Source organism: Mucilaginibacter sp., assembly GCF_028288185.1.
Lineage (GTDB): Bacteria > Bacteroidota > Bacteroidia > Sphingobacteriales > Sphingobacteriaceae > Mucilaginibacter.
In genome coordinates this window covers 288,973-308,239 of the sequence record NZ_JAQBOF010000008.1, presented here as the reverse complement: position 1 = coordinate 308,239, position 19,267 = coordinate 288,973, and the positions used below count along the sequence as shown (strand labels likewise).

Genomic DNA, 19,267 nt, shown 5'->3' with positions numbered 1-19,267 from the left:
TATATTTTTAGCTGTTCGTTTCTTCTTTTTTACTTTCTTGAGGATCATGCCTTTCAACAATAACAGTGCACTCGCCAATTAAAGCTGCCAGTGCGCCCACGGCAGCAAACATAGGTAATAATAATACCCCTACCACACCTAGTGTTAGCGGGAAATTAACAATTTCCTTCCCTTCTTTATCAGCAATAGTTATACGGGTTACATTGCCTTCGGCTATTAATTCTTTTACCTTTTTTAAAAGGTTTTCGCCATTTATAGAGAAATGCTCTTTGTTGGCCATGTGCTTATTTTTTTATTCTCCAAAGGTCAATGTAATCATTTACAAATAAATCTACCCCATAAAAACTATTACCGCAATAGTTGGTTACATTTTTATGGAAACTAACAGATTATCAGCAACACTTGCAAGCGCGTTAAACAACCAAATGACCAACGAGGCACATAACGCGCAAATATACCTGGCTTACGCCTCATGGGCCAGTGATAATGGATATGATGGTATTGCAAATTTCCTTTTCAGGCATGCTAACGAGGAGCGTAATCACATGATGAAATTCCTGGAGTATATTTTAAAGCGTGGCGGCAAGGTGGTTGTTACAGCCATACCAGCGCCCGGCCCTGATCCGATAAGTGTAAATGATTGCTTTGAAAAGGTTTTTAAATCTGAAGTAGAAAATACTGCAAGCATATATGCCATTGTTGACATGAGCATGGCCGAAAAAGACTGGGCGACCTGGAATTTTATGCAATGGTTTGTAAAAGAACAAACAGAAGAAGAAACACTGGCTATGGACCTGTTAAGCAAAATAAAAGTTGCCGGCGGCGCTAATGCAAAAGACGATTCGCTTTACGCGCTTGACCGTGATCTGGGTACAATGCCAGATGATGCCACATTAGCGCAGGACGTAACGGTAGAAAAACCTTAAAGATAAATGTGATTGGCCCCGATGGAGAAATTCGAAATATCAGTAACTGTTGATAATGAAAACCAGCATTTTGAGGTGCGCGATTATATGCACCACGAGGGCGAACAGTGCAAATACGAGATATTTAAAGACGAGCAATTTATTGGCAGTTTTGAGCCCGATAATCATAAAATTCTGCACATCTGCAAAAATCCGGGTGTTGTACCCGAAGACACTTTGCACCTTATAGCAGAACAGTTAGAAGGTTATAATATTTAGATATCGCATAATTTTACCATACATTTAGGATATGAAAAAGTATTATATCCTGATCATTTTTTTCTTTGCCGGGTTACTAGGTTCTGCAGTTTATCCGCATGATTATTTTACCTGGATATTGGAGGTTTTTCCGGCAATAATAGGTTTCCTTATTTTAGTTTTCACTTTTAAACGTTTCCGGTTTAGCACATTAACCTATGTTATGATATTGGTACACTGCTATGTACTATTTATTGGGGGACATTATACTTACGCCCAGGTACCGTTGTTTAATTGGATAAGAGACATTTTTCATCAATCACGTAATAATTATGACAAACTGGGCCATTTTACACAAGGATTTGTTCCGGCAATAATAACAAGAGAACTCTTTATCCGTCAAAATGTGATACAGAAAAAAGCGTGGTTACCAATTTTAACAGTAACCGTATGCATGAGCATTAGTATGCTTTATGAATTTTTAGAATGGTTTGTATCTGTTACATCTGGCCAATCGGGCGATTCGTTTTTAGGCACGCAGGGCGATATTTGGGATACACAATCCGACATGCTTTTTGCCACTATTGGTGCTATATGTATGGTAGTATTGTTTACTAAGTTTCAGGATAAACAAATAAAACAACTTGATAAGCATTGATATTGACCTGTCTTTAATCAACCCCAAAAATGTCCCATACACACCCTGTTAATGCAATTAAACGGGGCTAACTTTGTTTATCACTAAAACAATAAACTTATGAGCAAGATAACCCCATTTTTATGGTTCGACGATAATCTTAGTGAGGCCATAACATTTTATTCCTCCGTTTTTAAAAACTTTAAATTACTTTACGAAGTAAAATATGGCGATGCCGGTCCCGGACCAAAAGGTAGCATCATGACCGCCACGTTTGAGTTAGAGGGCCAAAAATTTATGGCATTAAACGGTGGGCCGATGTTTAAATTTACAGAAGCCATTTCACTATTTATAAGTTGCAAGAACCAGGAAGAAATAGATTATTACTGGGAAAACCTTTCCGCAGGCGGCGAAGAAAGCAGGTGCGGCTGGTTAAAAGATAAGTTTGGCCTCTCATGGCAAGTTATACCCTATAATTTAGGGGAGCTACTACATAACAGCGACCCTAAAAAAGCCAACAATGTAATGCAGGCCATGCTTAAAATGGGTAAGCTGGATATAGCGATATTAGAAAAAGCCGGGGAATAACAGCCAGCGACAAATAAATTCCCTACATTTACTGTATGGAATCTACACCATCAACAGATCAGGCAAAACAGCTAAGGCTATCTATGTTTATTAACCTGGCAATGGCTATTTATGCCATTTGCACGTTTATTAAAGCCTTACAAACCCATGTAGCGTGGCGTATTATTATCTCGGGGGTTGGATCGGTATTTTTTGTCGCAATGTTAGTTATCTTGGTATTAAGGCTGGTCAAATTGCGTAAAGCCGGTTAGACATCACATAATTAGAACATAGTACGGATAATTATCATCAGACTTTAAGTCGATGCTAATTATCCGTATTTTTTTTGGAACTTTATCGCCGTAAATAGGTTCCCGAAATAATAAAAGATGAAGAAAATAACAGAACAAAACGCTGCAAAATATACGCTGGTACTAATTATTGTTACTTTTTTCATTCGCTTACTGATTGCAGCCTACACCGGGTTAGGTAATGGCGAATCTTATTATTTCCGCGGAGCGGTACATTTAGACTGGAGCTATTTTGATCAACCCCCATTATTCTTTTGGTTAGGTGGCGCAAGTATAAGACTTTTAGGATTAACCAACTTAGGCTTACGTTTCCCCAGTGTGTTAATGTTTGCTGGTACAAGCTGGTTGTTATTCATCTTATCCCGCAAATTATTTAATGCCGCCGCCGGGTTTTGGGCCGTAACCATCATGAATTTAAGCGCCTTGTTTACCGTAGGTGTTGCCTGCTGGTATCAACCCGATGCGCCGCTGATGTTTTTTTGGCTATTAAGTACCTGGTACATTGTTAAAGTATTAGGCATCCGCCAAGAAAAACCGTTAGACCCTAAAATAGATAAAAGCAAAATATATTGGTTGTGGATAGTTATCGGCACCTGTATGGGGCTGGCTACTTTAAGCAAGTATCACGTGCTGTTTTTATTCGCGGGGGTATTTATGTTTATCCTCACCAATAAAAAACAGCGGCATTGGTTAGCTCATCCCGGTCCATATTTGGCTATAATAATAACTATTATAATGGCTACCCCGGTAATATGGTGGAACTATAAAAACAACTGGGTATCATTTGTTTGGCAGGGATCAAGGGCTGGTACAAGGCATGAGCCATTTCAATTACATTTCGATTGGTTTATCCGCAGCATTGCCGGCCAGGCTGTTTGGCTATTACCGTGGATCTGGTTCCCTACTATAAGGCAAATGTTTGTAGCCTATAAAAAACGCATCCAGGCCGAGTATGGCTTTAACTTCTGGATGTCGGTATTGCCGATAGTATTTTTTACAGTGCTTACTTTATGGGCCGATCTGCAATATCATTTTCATTGGCAGGCGCCCGGCTATATGATGCTGTTTATGCCCCTTGGTTTTGCCATAGACCAAACTTTAAACGGTGCTAACGAGAAAGCTAAACGCCTTACACGCCGCTGGTTGAGGTTCTCTGTATACTTTACAGTAATAACTATAACTATTTTAGGTGCGCATTTGGTTACCGGGTTTTGGCAGTATTACGGCCCCAAATGGGTGGCAAGCCTGGGCGGCGGTAAAATTGACCCCACTATACAAGGTGTTGATTATGATGACATCATGGCCCGCTTTGAAAAAGAGGGTTGGATAAAAAATCCGAACGTATTTGCAGGAAGTACCCGCTGGTGGCTTGCCGGTAAAGTTGATTGGGCGCTGAAAGGTAAAAAAGACATCATCTGCTTTAACCGCGACCCGCGTAACCTGGCTTTCCTGGTCGACCCGAAAACATTATTAGGTAAAGATGCCGTTATTATTGGCGAAGCCCATGCCTATGATGAAACCATTTATGACGATGGCAAACCGTTCTTCGATAGCATTACCAAACTGGCTGATATCCCCATTATACGTGGCGGGATAGTAGAAGAACACTTACAGGTTTATTATTGCAAAAATTTTCATGAGTCGGCTAACAAGTTGCCTGATTATCCGTTGTACCGTCAGTTGATAGGATTGGTGCCATTTGGTAATTAGAGAACACAATCGTGTTCTATTACTTACTATTCCATTTAAATTTTTTAATGCCGATGCCTGCAAAAACAATAATATAACCTAAGCAAACCCAAACGGTAATAGTAGTATCATGAGTCCATTTAGCGGGTTCCATACTGGCGGCCAGCATTAACTTAACAGAACCGTAAGGCGACCAATGCACCCCCTCTTTTACTTGTGGGCCAAGTGTACCCATTTCGCCAAACATACCCACCATTATGAATAAGAAATAAGTAAGGCGCGTTACAGCGTTTATAGTTTCGGCGGTTTTTATCAGGCCAACAATTAGTTGGCCCAAGCTAAGATAAACCGCACCGCCTAAAATGGCTACGCCAAAGGTTAGCAAATAACCCTCCGTGCTCAATGTTATTTTATCATATTGATAGCCGACAATAAAGACCAACAACGTCAACACCATGATCATTACCAATTGGATAAAGATGCGGCTGGACATGATGGCCCAGGTTGGCACCGGCGCTACACGCAGACGCTGAAAGATGCCTTTATCCCTATCTCGCGATACGGATAGTGTGTAACCCATCAACCCAATAGCCATTAAACCTATGGTAATAGCTGTTGACAGCGCGAACGGACCGCCCATTACTTTTACTAATGGTTTCCATGATACCAGGATAATAAGCGGCACCAATAATGATATGACAACCGACCGGCGGTTACTAAACAAGGTTGCCATATCTGCCCTTACAAGGGTCTTAAATACGGCTGATGATTTAGGTATAACTGTAGTTTCCATTTTTATTTCCTGATTTAATCGCGAACCGCGGTACCTGTTAACCCAATAAACACATCCTCTAAAGTAATCTTTCCACGGCGCGATACGGCAATTACTTCCGGGTCGTCGCGGTGCTTATCAACCAATGCCTGCGGCGTGTCAATAGCGATAACCCGACCATGATCTATAATAGCAATTCTGTCGCAAACGGCTTCGGCCTCTTCCATGGAGTGTGTGGTTAGCAAAACAGCATGGCCCTTTGCTTTAATAGCCTCAATGCGCTCCCAAAGCTGGCGGCGCGATTGCGGGTCAAGGCCTGTTGTCGGTTCATCTAACAATACCAATTTAGGGTTATGAATAGTCGCTATCACTAACGATACACGCTGCTGTTGACCACCGGATAGTTGACCAAATTTCTTATGAGCGTGATCCTCCAGCTTAATATCTTTCAGCATCTCTTTTATCTCGTCTTTGTTTTTGGGCACGCCATATATGCCGGAGAACAGTTGTAGTATTTGCACCACGTTTAACTCGGGCTGGAAGCTTGTTGATTGCAGCTGTACCCCCATCGATGCTTTTGCATACAATGGCTTTTGCTGCACATCCTGTCCATCAACTATTATAGTGCCCTGTTTAAATTTTAGCAGGCCTTCGATAGCGCTCAACGTGCTGGTTTTGCCTGCGCCGTTAGGCCCAAGCAAGCCGAATATCTCGCCTTGCAACACGTTAAAGCCAACGTCCTTTACGGCAACAAAATCGCCATAGGTAACACCCAGGCCATCTACTTTTAAAATATACTTATCAGGATCAGCAGTCATAGTTAATTGTGCTTTATTGTTTAGAGTGTGATAGCGTTATATTATTACAATTCTATCGAACTAAATATATAAAAAAACTCCTGTAAAGCCCGCTTCCATAAAAGAAGTTTGCAGGCACTACAGGAGTTAACTGTTTAATTGATTGATCTTAAAATTCAAACCATAATGTATTGCTAATAGGCTCGCCGGTAGTATGATTTTTCTGGCTTTGCGGCCCCATTTGTTTAGCGGCCTGGAACTTGGTACCAATGGCACTAATGCCATTTAAAAATCCAATATTACCATCAGGAAATGGTGGCTCTACATTGTTATTCTTCAACGCGTCCTGTTCCCTGGCCGGGTGATACATTTGCAGGTACATGTTTTTATTATCCGTATAAACCGTAAACGGCGATTCTTTATTTTCTATCACCGCCCAGTTAACTTCGCCATGGTAGCCTTTAAATTCGGGATAGCCCCAGTCTTGCCCTGTTATGGTATTATTGTAGGCTTTATGCCATACACCAAACTGCTGCCCCGGTACACGGTTTTTCCAAACGCGATACGGGCCACGACCCAGCCATTTCATACCTGTAACTTTTTCTTCGGGATAATTAAAGGTGATGCCCATAAAATCAAAATCACCGGTTTGAGCGTAGGTGTACTCCAGTTTAACCGGTTTGCCCGGCGTGAAGGTCCATTTTACATTTAGGGTTGCATCGCCCTGGTAATTGGCCTCAACAATAAATTGCTTGCCTGCAGTTTTATAGGTAAAATCTTTTAAAGTAGTATTCACTCCTGCCAAAACAGGTCCACCAGATAGCGAGATCTCGGTTTTACTTTTAATCACCTTCTCAATATACCCGGTAGTTTTATCGAAATAATATTTTTTACCATCGCTGCTAACAACCAGCTCATTGCCGTTAACCGCACCTGCTATGGTTGATTTAGCAGCCAATATCGGCGCCTTAGCTATCGCCGCAGGCGACTTAATAGCCCAGCTCCAGGTAAATAATTCTTCGCCATGCGGACCGTAGGCAGTTAGGTATAGCGCATCGCTTTTTGCCCAGGTTGCAGGTAGATGCAGGTTGAGGGTACCCTTTTCACCGGGAGCCAGTTCTAATGGTAATGGTAAGCCGATAGCGGTGGTTATTGCCCTAGTACTTTTGTCTTGTGCCGATGGTAGTTTTACCAATTGCCATTTAAACTTACACTGGCTTAGTTTGGTAAAAGTGTAACGGTTCTCTACCTCGATTTTACCATTAAATGTTTTATCAATAGGTGCAGGGTGGATGTATACCGGCGACCAGATCTCTTTTATCGTATAAAAGCTGCCTTCCTTTTCACGGTGCGGACCTAATATGCCGTCTGGTGCGCGGTTACCCACGCCGTCATAGGTGTTATTCTTATCGGTACGGATCACATCTTCATCTATCAAAGCCCAGATAAAGCCACCCGCCGCATGTGGGTATGACATCATCTGCCCCCAAAAATCTTCTAAAGCCGCGCCTGCCCCGCCATCATATAACCCGTGCATAAATTCGGTAGGCATAAATACTTCTTTGCCGGATGTTGCTTTTAGTATTGCATTGTAATCAGGGTAGTGGTGCGTATCAACATTGCCAAATAATGCCCATGGATGCAATACGTTACGTTTCTGCGGATCATACAATGCGTAGTCATTATCCAGCATTACGTTCCAGCCGCCCTCGTTACCATTATCCCAAAACAAGATAGAAGGGTGGTTAACATCGCGTACCAACATTTCTTTAACCAGTTTATGTCCCACTAACGTGTCGTATTTATGTTGCCAACCAGTTAGCTCATCCAACACATAAATACCAAGCGAATCACATACGTCCAAAAAATCCTGATCGGGCGGATAATGCGACATACGTACTGCGTTACCATTCATATCTTTCATTGCCTTAACATCCATCAAGTGAATCTTATGGCTAAGTGTACGGCCCGTTTCCGGCCAGAAACTATGGCGGCAAACACCTTTTAATATTTCTTTTGTCCCGTTAACATACAAGCCATCCTGCGGGCGAACCTCGACAGTACGAAAGCCAAATTTTTGTTTTACACTATGCCCGCCACCTTGTTTACTTTTAATGTTTACTACAACCTGATATAGGTTAGGATACTCGGCACTCCATAATAATGGTTTATTAAAACTGGCTTTTAGTTCTGAATGATCGGCTGACAGATCGGCGGTTACAGAAAAAGGCTTGCCTACATTTTCGCCATTTAATTTTTTAACCTGGCCTTCAATTACATCGCCATCTTTAAGGTTTTTGGCATAAACATCTAATTGAAAGGAGCCATCGGCCTTAGCATTTACTGCGGTATGGTCGATATAAGTTTCTGGTACCATCTCTAAATAAACCGGGCGATAGATGCCGCCGAATACCCAAAAATCGCTGTAGTTACGCTCGGCATCGTTTACACCGGCGTTTGCCGACATCTTATCAACCGTAACCTCTAACAGGTTTTTGGCGTTAAACTTTACCAGGTCGGTTATATCATATTTAAACCGGTAAAAACTGCCCTGGTGTATGGGGCCGGCTGATTTACCGTTTATTGTCACTTTAGTATCGGTCATAGAGCCTTCAAAGACAATAAAGACACGTTTGCCTGTATAGTTGCCTACAGCAAATTCATGCTTGTACATGCCTGATTCATGAGCTTTGTTTCTATCGCCGCCATAGTTATAGGCGCCAAATCCTTGTAGTTCCCAGTTAGATGGTACCGGTATGGTTGTCCATTTACCGCTTAACCGGCCATCGGTGCAGAAAAAATTCCATTGTACAGTATGGTCTTTATCTTTACCTGATAAATATTCGGTGATGGTTGTTTGCGCGAATGAGCTTATAGCAAAAAATAGCCCGAAACAGGCTAAGGGAAACTTCTTCATAACTAAAAACTAAAATTGGTTTAATTATGCTAAGCTAATAATACTAACGCGTATTAAAGATTGTTAAAAAACGGTATCGATTGCGTAATAAATATGTTGCAAACAGCGTATTCCACTTTGAGTGAGCGGAACAACTTAATAGTTAAATAAATTACCTCTATACTCATTTTATAAAGGAAAGCGCCGGATTTCTATACAACGGCTTTTGCAGTTGAAGCTTTAATTTTTTAAAACTTTGCATTGGCCCATCGGATATAAACAGATTGATAAGCCATGTAGGTGCGCGGCCATCCGGTTCTATTTGCAGGTAATAGATTACGTTAACCTGATTTTTACCGACCGGTGTAAGCACCCATTTACCAACTGATTTACGGACGCGTGTAACCCCTTCCTTCTCGGGCACTAAACCTGTTACCGAAGGTGCATCAACGGTAATAACTTTAGTATCGGGGTTTTGAGTTGCGGTAATGTGTGCCGAAAAATCGCGGTTTTGAGCAGGCCATGGCATATTGATCTCGGCATAATAAAACAGCTCGGTTGGCGATACTTGTTTAACCAAGGCGGTCAGTTTGGTTTTATAAATCCAATCGGTATAGTTTTTAATATCCAGTAGTACAGCGGCCAATTGTATAGGTGTAGCGTTAAAAGTATATTCAACTTTAACCGGCTTAACTTTTAAGGGCGATTTGGTGTTACTATAAATCTTAATGCCATCACTTTCGGTTTTGAAGGTCCATTCGTCTTGCGCGGTGGCAAGTTTGGCGGTTAGGGTTAGGGTTAGGAATATTAGTGTGTTTAGTTTCATAGTTTAATTCATTAGTTTAAATGCGTACCGTTTACTCACCCGCCAACCACTTACCCACAACCGGCAACTTACTCAATAACCACACCAACAATAACGACAAAGTAAAACATATAATTGCCGTTACCGGAATGCTTACCAAAGGTGTACATAGTTTAAAGCTTATGCCAAACAGGTCATCCAAAAAATACAGCACCAACGCATGGCTTAAATAGATGCCGAAGTTAAATTTGCAGGCGAAGTCTTTTGCTTGTTTTAAAAATGCGGGCAACTGTATTTTACTAAATCGCCCTATTAAAAATACGGTTGACGCTAATAATACAATGGCAGGGCCAAGCGGCTCGTACAATAAGGTTATTAATCCGGTAGGGTATTTATACAGCAAGTACGTCCCCCAGGTTATAATAATTAGCATCACCAAAAACAACATAACCATTAACGATATTATGTTCCTTTTTCTGTCGAAATTAAAGGTAAGATAATGCCCTAAAACCAGGTAGCCAACATAGCCTGCAAAATTATGAAGATCGACCTGAGGGTTAAATCTTGATATTAATGGCTGGCTAATAATCATAGCAATCAGCCACATCACCAAAAAGTATTCTATTTCGCGCTTGCTGGCGTTACGGACGAACTTGCTGATAATCGGTATGAAAAAATAAAGACCTATCAGCATATAAACATACCAAAGGTGATATGAGCTGCCATATTTTAGCTGATGTAATACCGTTTTAGTATTCGTCCAGGCATCCCCATCAAAAGGTAATTCTTCGTTATACCACGAGTAACCTACATATACCAAACTCCAGAATAAAAAGGGAATCACTACCCTGCTTAGCCGTTTCTTCAGGAAATCGCCCAGTTCATATTCGCGATGCAATGACAATGCGCCGGTTATCATTACAAACACGGGTACGGCAAAACGTACCAGGGCGTTATAAAAATCGGCAGTAAGCCAGGTGTTAAGGAGTACATGGCCATATTGCCCTAACGGGATAGCGGCAACGTGCAGCACAATTACAGCAAATAAGGCAATAAGCCTTAAACTATTTATCCAATCAAGGTTTTGGGATCTTGCTGTAGTCATTCAGTGAAAAATAATGGATTAAAAGTAACACAATTCTATATAAAACAGGTTAAGTTAAATGTAAGCACAACTAACACAAACTTAATTAAGCCTTAACATTGGGGCATTACTTTTGTGGTGTTATTCATTTGATGTACTAACCAAATCGTTCTTTTTTCATTGAACTAATAAGATCAGTTAATAGTAAAGAGAGCTCGGCCGCTCTCTTTATTTATTTAAAACTATTTCCTCTCAAATTATCCCCCTATATAACCATGAAAATTTTATATGCCATACAAGGAACAGGTAACGGCCATTTAAGCCGATCAATGGATATTGTGCCCCTGTTAAAAAAGATGGGCGATGTTGATGTGCTGGTTAGCGGTACGCAAGGAGATTTGAACCTGCCCTTCGCTATAAAATATAAGCTACATGGTTTTGGCTTCGTTTTCGGCAAATCTGGCGGGGTTGATCTATGGGGGTCATTTTTAAAATCGCGGTTTCGCAAGTTTATTAAAGAAATCAATACTTTGCCTGTTGATAAATACGATCTGGTGATCAATGATTTTGAGCCGATATCTGCCTGGGCCTGTTATTTAAAAAACAAGCCTTGTATTGGATTGAGCCACCAGGCTGCCGTGTTGCATGATAAAGCACCCAAGCCGGATGAAGCAGATATGATAGGTCGCCTCATTCTTAAAAACTATGCACCGGTTACCGCGCAATATGGTTTTCATTTTAAATCATTCGATAAAAATATATTTACCCCGGTAATACGCCAGCAAGTGCGCGAGCAGGAGATTATGAACAAAGGGCATTATACTGTTTACCTGCCTGCTTATGACGATAAGCGATTGATAAAGCGATTGTCGGAATTTAAAAATGTGGAGTGGGATGTTTTTTCTAAACACAATAAAAAGGTGTACAAACATAAAAACGTTTATATACAGCCTATAGATAATAAGGACTTTATAAAAAGCATGGCCCAAAGCGCTGGCGTATTATGTGGCGGTGGTTTTGAAACACCCGCCGAGGCTTTATTTTTGAAGAAAAAGCTATTGGTTATACCGATGAAAAACCAATACGAGCAGCAGCTAAACGCTGCCGCGTTAAAGGCTATGGGTGTACCGGTTATTAAAAGCCTTAAACCCAAGCATGACGAAAAGATACTGGATTGGTTAAATAACGGCCAACCCATAAAAGTAAACTACCCGGATAATACCCAACAAGTGCTGGACCTGTTGTTTGAGCAATTTGCAGAGACAAGCTATTTTAAGACGGGTTTGGTAGCGCAGTAGTAAATTTTTATAATTGAAATACCTGCTCAAGCTGAACAGCAACCGGCGAGTTATCAGGGTTTACATCCATCAAATCGGCCATGTGGGCCCACCATTTTTCTAAGATTTCTTGTTTTCCAAAAATGGCCCCTTGTTCATCCGCATTATGCACGGCAAATAAAATATCGGTTTCCTGATCGTAAAAGATATGATAATCACGAATACCGCCATCTGCTAACAGTTGGCGTATCTCGGGCCAGATCAAAGCGTGCCTGCGTTTATATTCGGCTTTGGCTCCGGGCTTTAATTTCATTTTAAACGCTACCTGGTTCATAACAGATCTTATTTCGTCAACTCTATCAACTTAACGGCAAATGGTTTCATCTCAATATTCTCGTCATTAACTATTGATCGGGTTGCTTTATTATCGCCAGAGTCGCCATCAACCGTACTTATCTTTGCACCTTTAAATCCGGCAGGTAGTTTAACAAAAATGCCCTTGTTTCTTTTATTAAGGATTAGTACCTTTTTCACACCACCGACAATAAATCCCTGTGCTAAAATATTATCGCCGTTGTTACCACTTATATCGGTTTTTATCAGGATACTACCTGATTTAATATTATCCTTTATCATTTTTAATACCCAGAAACGGGCGTTAGGCTTGTTATTGATATAGTTGATCATGCTCACATCAGGAAATTGCGTTGGGAAGCCAACCAGTTGTGATTCGCCTATTACATCAATTCCTCTTTTGCTTAGCTCAATAAAAAAATAGGCATAAACACTTGCAGAGAGATTCCAGTAAGCAGGCGTAATTGGCTGATTGCGCATTTCATCACTTACAAACGTACCAAGTTCATCGATATCCGTTTTGGTATTTGGCGATAAGCGTTTACGAATACTTTCTATATAGTTAACCGAGTTTATAAAATTTTCGGCCTTATCAAAAACAGCATATTCATAAGCATCAAATTTTTGATTGCTGTTTGCATTTGCATAGCAATGATAAGATATCATATCCAACGGGATACCGGATTTATGATTAGCCGGATTAAGGAAATACTCAAACCATTCGGGGTTTTCATAAGCCAGCGCCATACCAATAAATTTAGTGTTGGGCAATACTGCTTTAATAGCGGTAACCATTGCATCATATATCCTGGTATATGTTTGCGGCGACATTTGATGTTCCAAATCCGGCTCATTTAATACTTCCCAATATGGGATATCGTAATGATGGCCTGATTTATGATATTTTCCAAGTTCGTCTGTAAAGCCACCCTTTGCATACCAGCTGATTAATCTGACGTAATAATCAGTTAATTCTTTCATTGTAGTATCTCGCAACTGCGTCCCTCCGGCATACCCCCATCCTACTTGGTTAGCATCAGCAGGATAAGCTACCGGCTTATCGGTTTTAAACATCCACTGGGGTATGGTACTAAAATTTAATATTACGGAGTGCCCTTTGGTATTTTCCAGGAAGTCGATCGTCATCGGATCAATCAAACTAAAATCCCAAGATGTTTTCTCCGCAGGAGGTTCCAGCTCAGCAACCGCTAATTTGGGATACGGAAACCATGGGACATATCTAACAAAGTCGGCATTAAGATTTTTTAACGCACTAAACGAGGCGTCATGCATGGCAGCCTTACGGCGCAACATTGGGTTGCCAACCACCTGCAAAGTAGGGGTCGATTTTGATACAGATACAGTTTGGTCCCAATTAACCTTGAGTGACTGGCTTTGTGCTTTGTAATTGGCCAGAAAAAATAAACATAGAATAGTGGCAGTTATCTTTTTCATATCCTAATAAGTTTAAAGCTAATATAGGCATATTGATTATTTTAATACCACCCTTGTAGCCCCATAACCAAACTTCTCTTTCAAGGCATCCATAAAAGTTTGTACTTTGGGATGTTTGCTTAGCACCTTTTGTATCTCATGACGTAACGTACCATTGCCTGCCCCATGTATAAAAACAACATCGTTCAACTGGTGCACAATAGCGGCATCAAGGGCCTTATTAAAATAATCAAGTTGAATCTTTAATATCTCGGCGCTATTAATAAATTGGTAATCATCGCGCAGCTTTTCTATATGGAGATCAATTTCACGGGCGGGTTTATTTATTGTCACTTTTTCTTCAGTCGATGAGTAAAAGCTTTCTTTTAGCTGTTGCGCGTCAATTATAAAATCGGGATCATCCAGTTGTATTAACCAGCCTTGTTCTTTTAAAACAGGTAATTGCTTTTTACTGCCGGCGAAATCTTTAGCCTTAAATTTTTCGGTTATTGTTAACGGTGCAGGTGGCTCAACATTTTGCGTGGTGTAATACAACACGTTAACCATAAACTTTGGCCATAATTGCAAATCGGCCAACTGTGCCGAGTATATTTTAACTGATGAGCCCGGCGCTACTATCCCGGCATACTCTCCTTTAAAGGTGTGCTTCTCGGTTGTGAGGGTAGTCAATAATTGGAACGAGGTATCATTTATCAGATAAAAATGCACTACCGAATTTGCTTTGGCATCGTTAACAAAGCCCAGGTATACGCCTTTGTTTTTAAACTCGGCCTGCGGTATTGTTGGTTCATCGGCTGTAGCAACTGTTTTACTTCCTGCGGCTTCATAGCCATGCACCAGGGTTACTTTGCGGGCCAGTACCGGTATCTCGAAATCATCCTCGCCGGTTACACCTATCATTTCCTCATCAATAATGCGGGTAATAAAACCCTCCATCTTCTCGTCAACAAACCTTACAAAGTCGCCTAATTTATATTTCATGTGTAGTAGTAAAGAGGCAAATCTACCTTATAATAATGCTATTAAAGAATGCTTTGATGAGTGTGTGTATAACGATAAGCTTTTTGTACCGATTGCGAAGGATTATGTGCAGTAAGTGGATAGAAATCCCACTAAAAAATTAAGCCGCTTGTATAATACAAGCGGCTCGTTATAGCTATTTAATACCCCTATTAAAATAACCTGATGTAAAGTAAAAGATTATTTTATTCGCTACCAAAATAACTGACCAACTATTATTAAAAACTGACGTATTAGTCAGTTTTTAGACTGTTTTAGGATATTTTTTGAGGTGACGAATCAATGCTTTTACGTTTTTGGCTATAAAACCATCCCTTATCATGGCCATCCGATCATCAGCTCCCATTTCATTTTTATCATTTTAGTATATAATATAGTGTGGTTAAAATCATAATTTAGACGCCTCAAACATCATCGATCGAATATCGATAGTAATGGGTAAACAAGAACAAAAAATGAAAGTTTTAAAATTTGGTGGCACGTCAGTAGGAAGTCCGGAGCGAATGAAGAAATTGCTGGACATTATTGATGCTTCAGAAAGGCAAATTGTGGTGCTGTCAGCCGTATCGGGCACAACAAATAGTTTGGTTGAAATTGGACAAGCCTATCAAGCCGAAGATAAGACCAAGGCCGCCTCACTCATTGCCACATTAAAAGGCAAATACGAAGTTTTTATAAAAGAACTATTTGCCAAACCCGAGTTTTTAGTACAAGGCAAGGAGGTTATTGATTACCATTTTTCGTTACTAAGCGGCGTAGCTAATGATCTGTTTACATCTATTGAAGAAAAAATTATACTGGCACAAGGCGAGTTATTGTCAACCACGCTATACCACGTTTACTTAAAGGAGATAGGCATATCATCTGTTTTATTACCTGCTTTAGCGTTTATGAAAACCGATGAGGACAATGAGCCTGTTGTTGATCATATCACATCGCACCTTACCCCTTTACTGGATAAAGCTCCGGATAATAAACTATTTATTACCCAGGGATACATTTGCCGCAACGCTTTTGGCGAGATTGACAACCTGCGCCGTGGCGGCAGCGATTATACCGCATCATTAATTGGCGCGGGCATACGCAGCGAAGAGGTACAGATTTGGACCGATATTGACGGCATGCACAATAATGATCCGCGGATTGTTAGCGGTACCAAACCTATAGCGCAATTATCATTTGATGAAGCGGCTGAGCTGGCTTATTTTGGAGCCAAGATATTGCACCCTCAAAGCGTTTTTCCGGCGCAGAAATATAAAATACCGGTACGTTTGTTAAACACTATGGACCCGCAAGCAAAGGGAACTCTTATAACTAATGATAGCGAAAAAAACCAGATCAAATCAATAGCCGCTAAGGATGGCATAACAGCGATCAAAATAAACTCGAGCCGTATGTTGCTGGCTTATGGTTTTTTACGCCGCGTGTTTGAGGTTTTTGAGCGTTATAAAACATCCATAGATATGATCACCACATCAGAAGTCGCGGTATCATTAACTATTGATGACACCACGCACATTGCTGAAATATTGAGTGAGTTAAAAGCCTTTGGCGATGTTGAGGTAGATACCAACCATACCATTATTTGCGTAGTTGGCGATTTTGCTGCGGATAAGCATGGTTTTGGCTCGCGGGTGTTGGAGGCGATAAAACATTTACCACTGCGCATGATATCATACGGAGGCAGTAACCATAACTTATCTGTACTGGTTAAAACCGAGGATAAGGTGGAAGCTTTGAGGAGTTTGCATAGCAGGCTGTTTTAAGCCCCATCTAAATCTCCCCCGGTAGGGGAGACTTTTAAAAATCGCCCTTTTGGGCGAGGGAGCAAATAATTATTATGTTTAAAAGATTTAACAGATATATTTTACTAAAACAAAATTAAAGTCTCCCCTACCGGGGGAGAATTAGAGGGGGCCCAATGTTCAATCCAAATACTATAACTCGTTTTAACAATACCGAAACACCTTTTTATTATTATGATATGGAGGTGTTACGCCAAACTTTACAGGCTTGCCATATTGCTTCGGCTAAATATGGTTTTCATGTGCATTATGCGCTGAAGGCTAATTTTAATCCAAAGGTTTTGGACATGATACAGTCGTTTGGTTTTGGTGCCGATTGCGTAAGCGGCGGCGAGGTTAAAGCGGCTATTGAACATGGCTTTAGCAATAAGCAAGTTGTGTTTGCAGGTGTGGGTAAATCAGACAAAGAAATAAACCTGGCGCTTGACGGTGATATATTTTGCTTCAACGTAGAATCTGTACAAGAGCTGCATATTATTAATGATCTGGCGAAAGCCAAAAATAAAACTGCTAAAGTTGCTATCCGTATCAACCCTAATGTTGACGCGCATACCCACCATTTTATTACTACCGGATTAGACGAAAACAAATTCGGTATTAACACCTGGCAATTGGATGATGTTATTATAGCCTTACGTGCTTGCAGTAATATTCAGTTTCTGGGCATTCATTTCCATATCGGCTCACAAATAACAGATATGGAGGTTTACAAAAGCCTTTGTATACGGATAAATGAAATACAGGACTGGTTTGAAGATCATGGCTTCCCTGTAAAAATTTTAAATGCCGGTGGTGGCCTGGGGGTTGATTACCATAATCCGGATACCAATACCATAAGCGATTTTGAAAGTTATTTTAAAGTATTTAAAGACTTTTTAAATGTAAAACCGGGACAAGAGGTTCACTTCGAACTGGGCCGCGCGTTAGTGGCACAATGTGCTTCTTTAATATCAAGAGTACTATACGTTAAAAACGGCCAGAAAAAGAACTTCCTGGTGTTGGATGCTGGCATGACCGAATTAATTCGCCCAATGCTATACCAGGCTTATCATGAGATAGAGAACCTAACTCAACACTCAAAACTCAAAACTCAAAACTTAGCTTACGATGTTGTTGGCCCGATATGCGAAAGCACAGATTGTTTCCGTAAGGATGTGGAGTTGCCGGAATCATTTCGCGGCGATTTGATAGCTATACGCACCGCAGGCGCTTATGGCGAGGTGATGGCATCAGGCTATAACTTACGTGATAGGGTGCAAAGCGTGTACTCAGACTAGGATTTAATCAGGATTTAGGACGGGAAGATTATAAGATGGATTGTATAATTGTTATCCTATAATCTTTTCATCCTGAAAATCCTAGTCAGAACTTATACCCCACCCTCAACAATACCCCACTACCGGCTTCTATTGTGCCGAAGTAATCTTTAAACTTTATAAAATAGCTGGCTTTTGGATAAAGGCTACGAAACATTTTAGTAGTGGCAGTTTCGTGTGTATAGTAAGTATCATTTAAATTATTGTGGCCAAAGGTGGTGCCTAAAAAGCCACGGATGCCATGTTGAAAATCGGTATTATCGCGATTGTGGAATATCACTTCGGTAGTTAGGCCTATACTAAACAAATCAACACGCGGATCAACATAAAAGCCGCCTAAGTTTTGCAGCATCTGCCGGTATGGAGCATAATCGCCAAACTCATGGCTAAACGCGGCCTCTACACCAATAAACCTAAAGTCGGCCCTATCATTGTGTATATAGGCATTAATGGATGCCCGGCCACCTACGGCTCCAAAAAACTTGTCCTTAAAATAAGCTGCCGATTTGGTATCGCTTGACCCGTTTTGATAATCACCAAAAGACGCGAAAGCACCATAAGAAAAGTTAAAATTATCAAACACCATACCCTGACTTAAATTAAGCTGGCCACTTACCACCGCATCGTTAAAGCTACTGTTAGTATAAGTATTCATCCCTGCCGAAACATAAGTAGCTATTTTTTCTTTATCAAACGAGGTTGGCTTTGGCTGATACGCGATATCCTGGTGATAAAGCGCCGGTGAATAAACACGGGTACATGAGGCAAATAATGTGGCCACCCCGCATAGTAACAACAGATATTTATTATTCATAGATCTAAGATAAACTTACCCTAATATACAACATATTTAATTTGGCATTAATAATTTACCAGCTTATGGTACCGTTCAGGTCGAAAATAAATGCTTTCATTAAATAATCCAACTACTGCAGTTTTATCTGCAAGGTATCCGTAATCATAATTTCCGGTTTGCCTTTATAATCAATTATTTGCCCGGTTATACATACCTTTTTGCCTTTAAAGGTTTCTTCGGGGGCTGTCTTAAACTTTTTGCGGTCATCGCCTTTGATAATCAGGGTAAGTAACTCGTTAGGATGACTGCCACCTACATCTATCAACGTAATATTTGAACTGCTTAAAAATTTACCGCCGTAAACCTGGTCGCAAACCATTACTTTTTCGTTTAAATGCTTGGCCGCTTCTTTTGCAGTTATACTTTGAGCTGATGAGGTTATGGCAAATGCCGCTATAAAAAGGCCCGCAAGCCCGATGATTTTTTTCATGTTTTATATTTATGATCTACCGTAAAAATACGA

20 protein-coding genes are annotated in these 19,267 nt (G+C 40.6%); 9 read left to right on the top strand and 11 right to left on the bottom strand.

Translation table 11 applies throughout. From position 1 onward, the window contains the following. Nucleotides 1-7 precede the first annotated feature (7 nt). Nucleotides 8-280 (bottom strand): DUF4342 domain-containing protein, encoded by a 273-nt coding sequence (locus JWQ34_RS03875; protein WP_299354138.1) that lies wholly within the window; start codon nt 278-280, stop codon nt 8-10. A gap of 94 nt (nt 281-374) precedes the next feature. Between JWQ34_RS03875 and JWQ34_RS03870 the strand changes: the two genes are divergently transcribed. The 6 genes from JWQ34_RS03870 (at nt 375) to JWQ34_RS03845 (ending at nt 4,388) form a co-directional block, all read left to right on the top strand. After that, entirely contained in the window at nt 375-926 is a 552-nt protein-coding gene (locus JWQ34_RS03870; protein ID WP_299354135.1) for a ferritin, read from the top strand. Nucleotides 927-947: 21 nt separating this feature from the next. After that, complete coding sequence (locus tag JWQ34_RS03865) at nt 948-1,184, top strand: hypothetical protein (protein WP_299354132.1); 237 nt, start codon at nt 948-950, stop codon at nt 1,182-1,184. Nucleotides 1,185-1,215: 31 nt separating this feature from the next. Next, the gene (locus JWQ34_RS03860) at nt 1,216-1,821 is read left to right on the top strand and encodes a DUF2238 domain-containing protein (protein ID WP_299354129.1); all 606 of its coding nucleotides are present in this window, start codon (nt 1,216-1,218) and stop codon (nt 1,819-1,821) included. Nucleotides 1,822-1,920: 99 nt separating this feature from the next. Next, nucleotides 1,921-2,388, top strand: a complete 468-nt coding sequence (locus tag JWQ34_RS03855; RefSeq protein ID WP_299354126.1) for a VOC family protein — start codon at nt 1,921-1,923, stop codon at nt 2,386-2,388. Nucleotides 2,389-2,423: 35 nt separating this feature from the next. Further along, entirely contained in the window at nt 2,424-2,639 is a 216-nt protein-coding gene (locus tag JWQ34_RS03850) for a hypothetical protein (RefSeq protein ID WP_299354123.1), read from the top strand. A gap of 117 nt (nt 2,640-2,756) precedes the next feature. After that, complete coding sequence (locus tag JWQ34_RS03845; RefSeq protein ID WP_299354120.1) at nt 2,757-4,388, top strand: glycosyltransferase family 39 protein; 1,632 nt, start codon at nt 2,757-2,759, stop codon at nt 4,386-4,388. A 19-nt stretch (nt 4,389-4,407) separates the two neighbouring features. Here the strand turns inward: JWQ34_RS03845 and JWQ34_RS03840 are convergent, their stop codons facing one another. The 5 genes from JWQ34_RS03840 to JWQ34_RS03820 form a co-directional block, all read right to left on the bottom strand. Continuing rightward, complete coding sequence (locus JWQ34_RS03840; protein WP_299354117.1) at nt 4,408-5,160, bottom strand: ABC transporter permease; 753 nt, start codon at nt 5,158-5,160, stop codon at nt 4,408-4,410. Nucleotides 5,161-5,174: 14 nt separating this feature from the next. Then, a complete protein-coding gene (locus JWQ34_RS03835) occupies nt 5,175-5,957 on the bottom strand; it encodes an ABC transporter ATP-binding protein (RefSeq protein WP_299354114.1) in 783 nt (260 codons plus the stop codon). Nucleotides 5,958-6,105: 148 nt separating this feature from the next. Then, complete coding sequence (locus tag JWQ34_RS03830; RefSeq protein ID WP_299354113.1) at nt 6,106-8,853, bottom strand: glycoside hydrolase family 2 TIM barrel-domain containing protein; 2,748 nt, start codon at nt 8,851-8,853, stop codon at nt 6,106-6,108. Nucleotides 8,854-9,016: 163 nt separating this feature from the next. Continuing rightward, nucleotides 9,017-9,658 (bottom strand): START domain-containing protein, encoded by a 642-nt coding sequence (locus JWQ34_RS03825; RefSeq protein WP_299354111.1) that lies wholly within the window; start codon nt 9,656-9,658, stop codon nt 9,017-9,019. Between the two features lie 31 nt (nt 9,659-9,689). After that, a complete protein-coding gene (locus tag JWQ34_RS03820) occupies nt 9,690-10,742 on the bottom strand; it encodes an acyltransferase family protein (protein WP_299354109.1) in 1,053 nt (350 codons plus the stop codon). Nucleotides 10,743-10,996: 254 nt separating this feature from the next. Between JWQ34_RS03820 and JWQ34_RS03815 the strand changes: the two genes are divergently transcribed. Further along, complete coding sequence (locus JWQ34_RS03815) at nt 10,997-12,019, top strand: glycosyltransferase family protein (RefSeq protein ID WP_299354106.1); 1,023 nt, start codon at nt 10,997-10,999, stop codon at nt 12,017-12,019. Between the two features lie 7 nt (nt 12,020-12,026). Here JWQ34_RS03815 and JWQ34_RS03810 read toward each other — a convergent pair whose 3' ends face one another. Genes JWQ34_RS03810 through JWQ34_RS03800 form a run of 3 tightly spaced genes read right to left on the bottom strand, consistent with a single transcriptional unit; the run spans nt 12,027 to nt 14,788 of the window. Continuing rightward, the gene (locus JWQ34_RS03810) at nt 12,027-12,332 is read right to left on the bottom strand and encodes an L-rhamnose mutarotase (RefSeq protein WP_299354103.1); all 306 of its coding nucleotides are present in this window, start codon (nt 12,330-12,332) and stop codon (nt 12,027-12,029) included. Nucleotides 12,333-12,340: 8 nt separating this feature from the next. Continuing rightward, a complete protein-coding gene (locus tag JWQ34_RS03805) occupies nt 12,341-13,807 on the bottom strand; it encodes a glycosyl hydrolase family 39 (RefSeq protein ID WP_299354100.1) in 1,467 nt (488 codons plus the stop codon). Between the two features lie 36 nt (nt 13,808-13,843). After that, nucleotides 13,844-14,788, bottom strand: coding sequence for a Smr/MutS family protein (locus tag JWQ34_RS03800; RefSeq protein ID WP_299354098.1), 945 nt, complete (start codon nt 14,786-14,788; stop codon nt 13,844-13,846). A gap of 494 nt (nt 14,789-15,282) precedes the next feature. On the opposite strand from JWQ34_RS03800, the gene JWQ34_RS03795 reads away from it, so the two are divergent. Beyond that, nucleotides 15,283-16,593 (top strand): aspartate kinase, encoded by a 1,311-nt coding sequence (locus JWQ34_RS03795; RefSeq protein ID WP_299354095.1) that lies wholly within the window; start codon nt 15,283-15,285, stop codon nt 16,591-16,593. A 155-nt stretch (nt 16,594-16,748) separates the two neighbouring features. Continuing rightward, nucleotides 16,749-17,909, top strand: a complete 1,161-nt coding sequence (gene lysA / locus JWQ34_RS03790; RefSeq protein ID WP_299354093.1) for a diaminopimelate decarboxylase — start codon at nt 16,749-16,751, stop codon at nt 17,907-17,909. Nucleotides 17,910-17,994: 85 nt separating this feature from the next. Here lysA and JWQ34_RS03785 read toward each other — a convergent pair whose 3' ends face one another. Beyond that, nucleotides 17,995-18,762, bottom strand: coding sequence for a hypothetical protein (locus JWQ34_RS03785; protein WP_299354090.1), 768 nt, complete (start codon nt 18,760-18,762; stop codon nt 17,995-17,997). Between the two features lie 112 nt (nt 18,763-18,874). Beyond that, nucleotides 18,875-19,234: a hypothetical protein gene (locus JWQ34_RS03780; protein WP_299354087.1), complete on the bottom strand. Its 360-nt coding sequence runs from the start codon at nt 19,232-19,234 to the stop codon at nt 18,875-18,877. Nucleotides 19,235-19,267: the final 33 nt, after the last annotated feature.

What these genes read in the sequence shown, in the direction of transcription:
- JWQ34_RS03875 (WP_299354138.1), bottom strand. Translation starts at nt 280, where the DNA reads ATGGCCAACAAAGAGCATTTCTCTATAAATGGCGAAAACCTTTTAAAA.
- JWQ34_RS03870 (WP_299354135.1), top strand. Translation starts at nt 375, where the DNA reads ATGGAAACTAACAGATTATCAGCAACACTTGCAAGCGCGTTAAACAAC.
- JWQ34_RS03865 (WP_299354132.1), top strand. Translation starts at nt 948, where the DNA reads ATGGAGAAATTCGAAATATCAGTAACTGTTGATAATGAAAACCAGCAT.
- JWQ34_RS03860 (WP_299354129.1), top strand. Translation starts at nt 1,216, where the DNA reads ATGAAAAAGTATTATATCCTGATCATTTTTTTCTTTGCCGGGTTACTA.
- JWQ34_RS03855 (WP_299354126.1), top strand. Translation starts at nt 1,921, where the DNA reads ATGAGCAAGATAACCCCATTTTTATGGTTCGACGATAATCTTAGTGAG.
- JWQ34_RS03850 (WP_299354123.1), top strand. Translation starts at nt 2,424, where the DNA reads ATGGAATCTACACCATCAACAGATCAGGCAAAACAGCTAAGGCTATCT.
- JWQ34_RS03845 (WP_299354120.1), top strand. Translation starts at nt 2,757, where the DNA reads ATGAAGAAAATAACAGAACAAAACGCTGCAAAATATACGCTGGTACTA.
- JWQ34_RS03840 (WP_299354117.1), bottom strand. Translation starts at nt 5,160, where the DNA reads ATGGAAACTACAGTTATACCTAAATCATCAGCCGTATTTAAGACCCTT.
- JWQ34_RS03835 (WP_299354114.1), bottom strand. Translation starts at nt 5,957, where the DNA reads ATGACTGCTGATCCTGATAAGTATATTTTAAAAGTAGATGGCCTGGGT.
- JWQ34_RS03830 (WP_299354113.1), bottom strand. Translation starts at nt 8,853, where the DNA reads ATGAAGAAGTTTCCCTTAGCCTGTTTCGGGCTATTTTTTGCTATAAGC.
- JWQ34_RS03825 (WP_299354111.1), bottom strand. Translation starts at nt 9,658, where the DNA reads ATGAAACTAAACACACTAATATTCCTAACCCTAACCCTAACCGCCAAA.
- JWQ34_RS03820 (WP_299354109.1), bottom strand. Translation starts at nt 10,742, where the DNA reads ATGACTACAGCAAGATCCCAAAACCTTGATTGGATAAATAGTTTAAGG.
- JWQ34_RS03815 (WP_299354106.1), top strand. Translation starts at nt 10,997, where the DNA reads ATGAAAATTTTATATGCCATACAAGGAACAGGTAACGGCCATTTAAGC.
- JWQ34_RS03810 (WP_299354103.1), bottom strand. Translation starts at nt 12,332, where the DNA reads ATGAACCAGGTAGCGTTTAAAATGAAATTAAAGCCCGGAGCCAAAGCC.
- JWQ34_RS03805 (WP_299354100.1), bottom strand. Translation starts at nt 13,807, where the DNA reads ATGAAAAAGATAACTGCCACTATTCTATGTTTATTTTTTCTGGCCAAT.
- JWQ34_RS03800 (WP_299354098.1), bottom strand. Translation starts at nt 14,788, where the DNA reads ATGAAATATAAATTAGGCGACTTTGTAAGGTTTGTTGACGAGAAGATG.
- JWQ34_RS03795 (WP_299354095.1), top strand. Translation starts at nt 15,283, where the DNA reads ATGAAAGTTTTAAAATTTGGTGGCACGTCAGTAGGAAGTCCGGAGCGA.
- lysA (WP_299354093.1), top strand. Translation starts at nt 16,749, where the DNA reads ATGTTCAATCCAAATACTATAACTCGTTTTAACAATACCGAAACACCT.
- JWQ34_RS03785 (WP_299354090.1), bottom strand. Translation starts at nt 18,762, where the DNA reads ATGAATAATAAATATCTGTTGTTACTATGCGGGGTGGCCACATTATTT.
- JWQ34_RS03780 (WP_299354087.1), bottom strand. Translation starts at nt 19,234, where the DNA reads ATGAAAAAAATCATCGGGCTTGCGGGCCTTTTTATAGCGGCATTTGCC.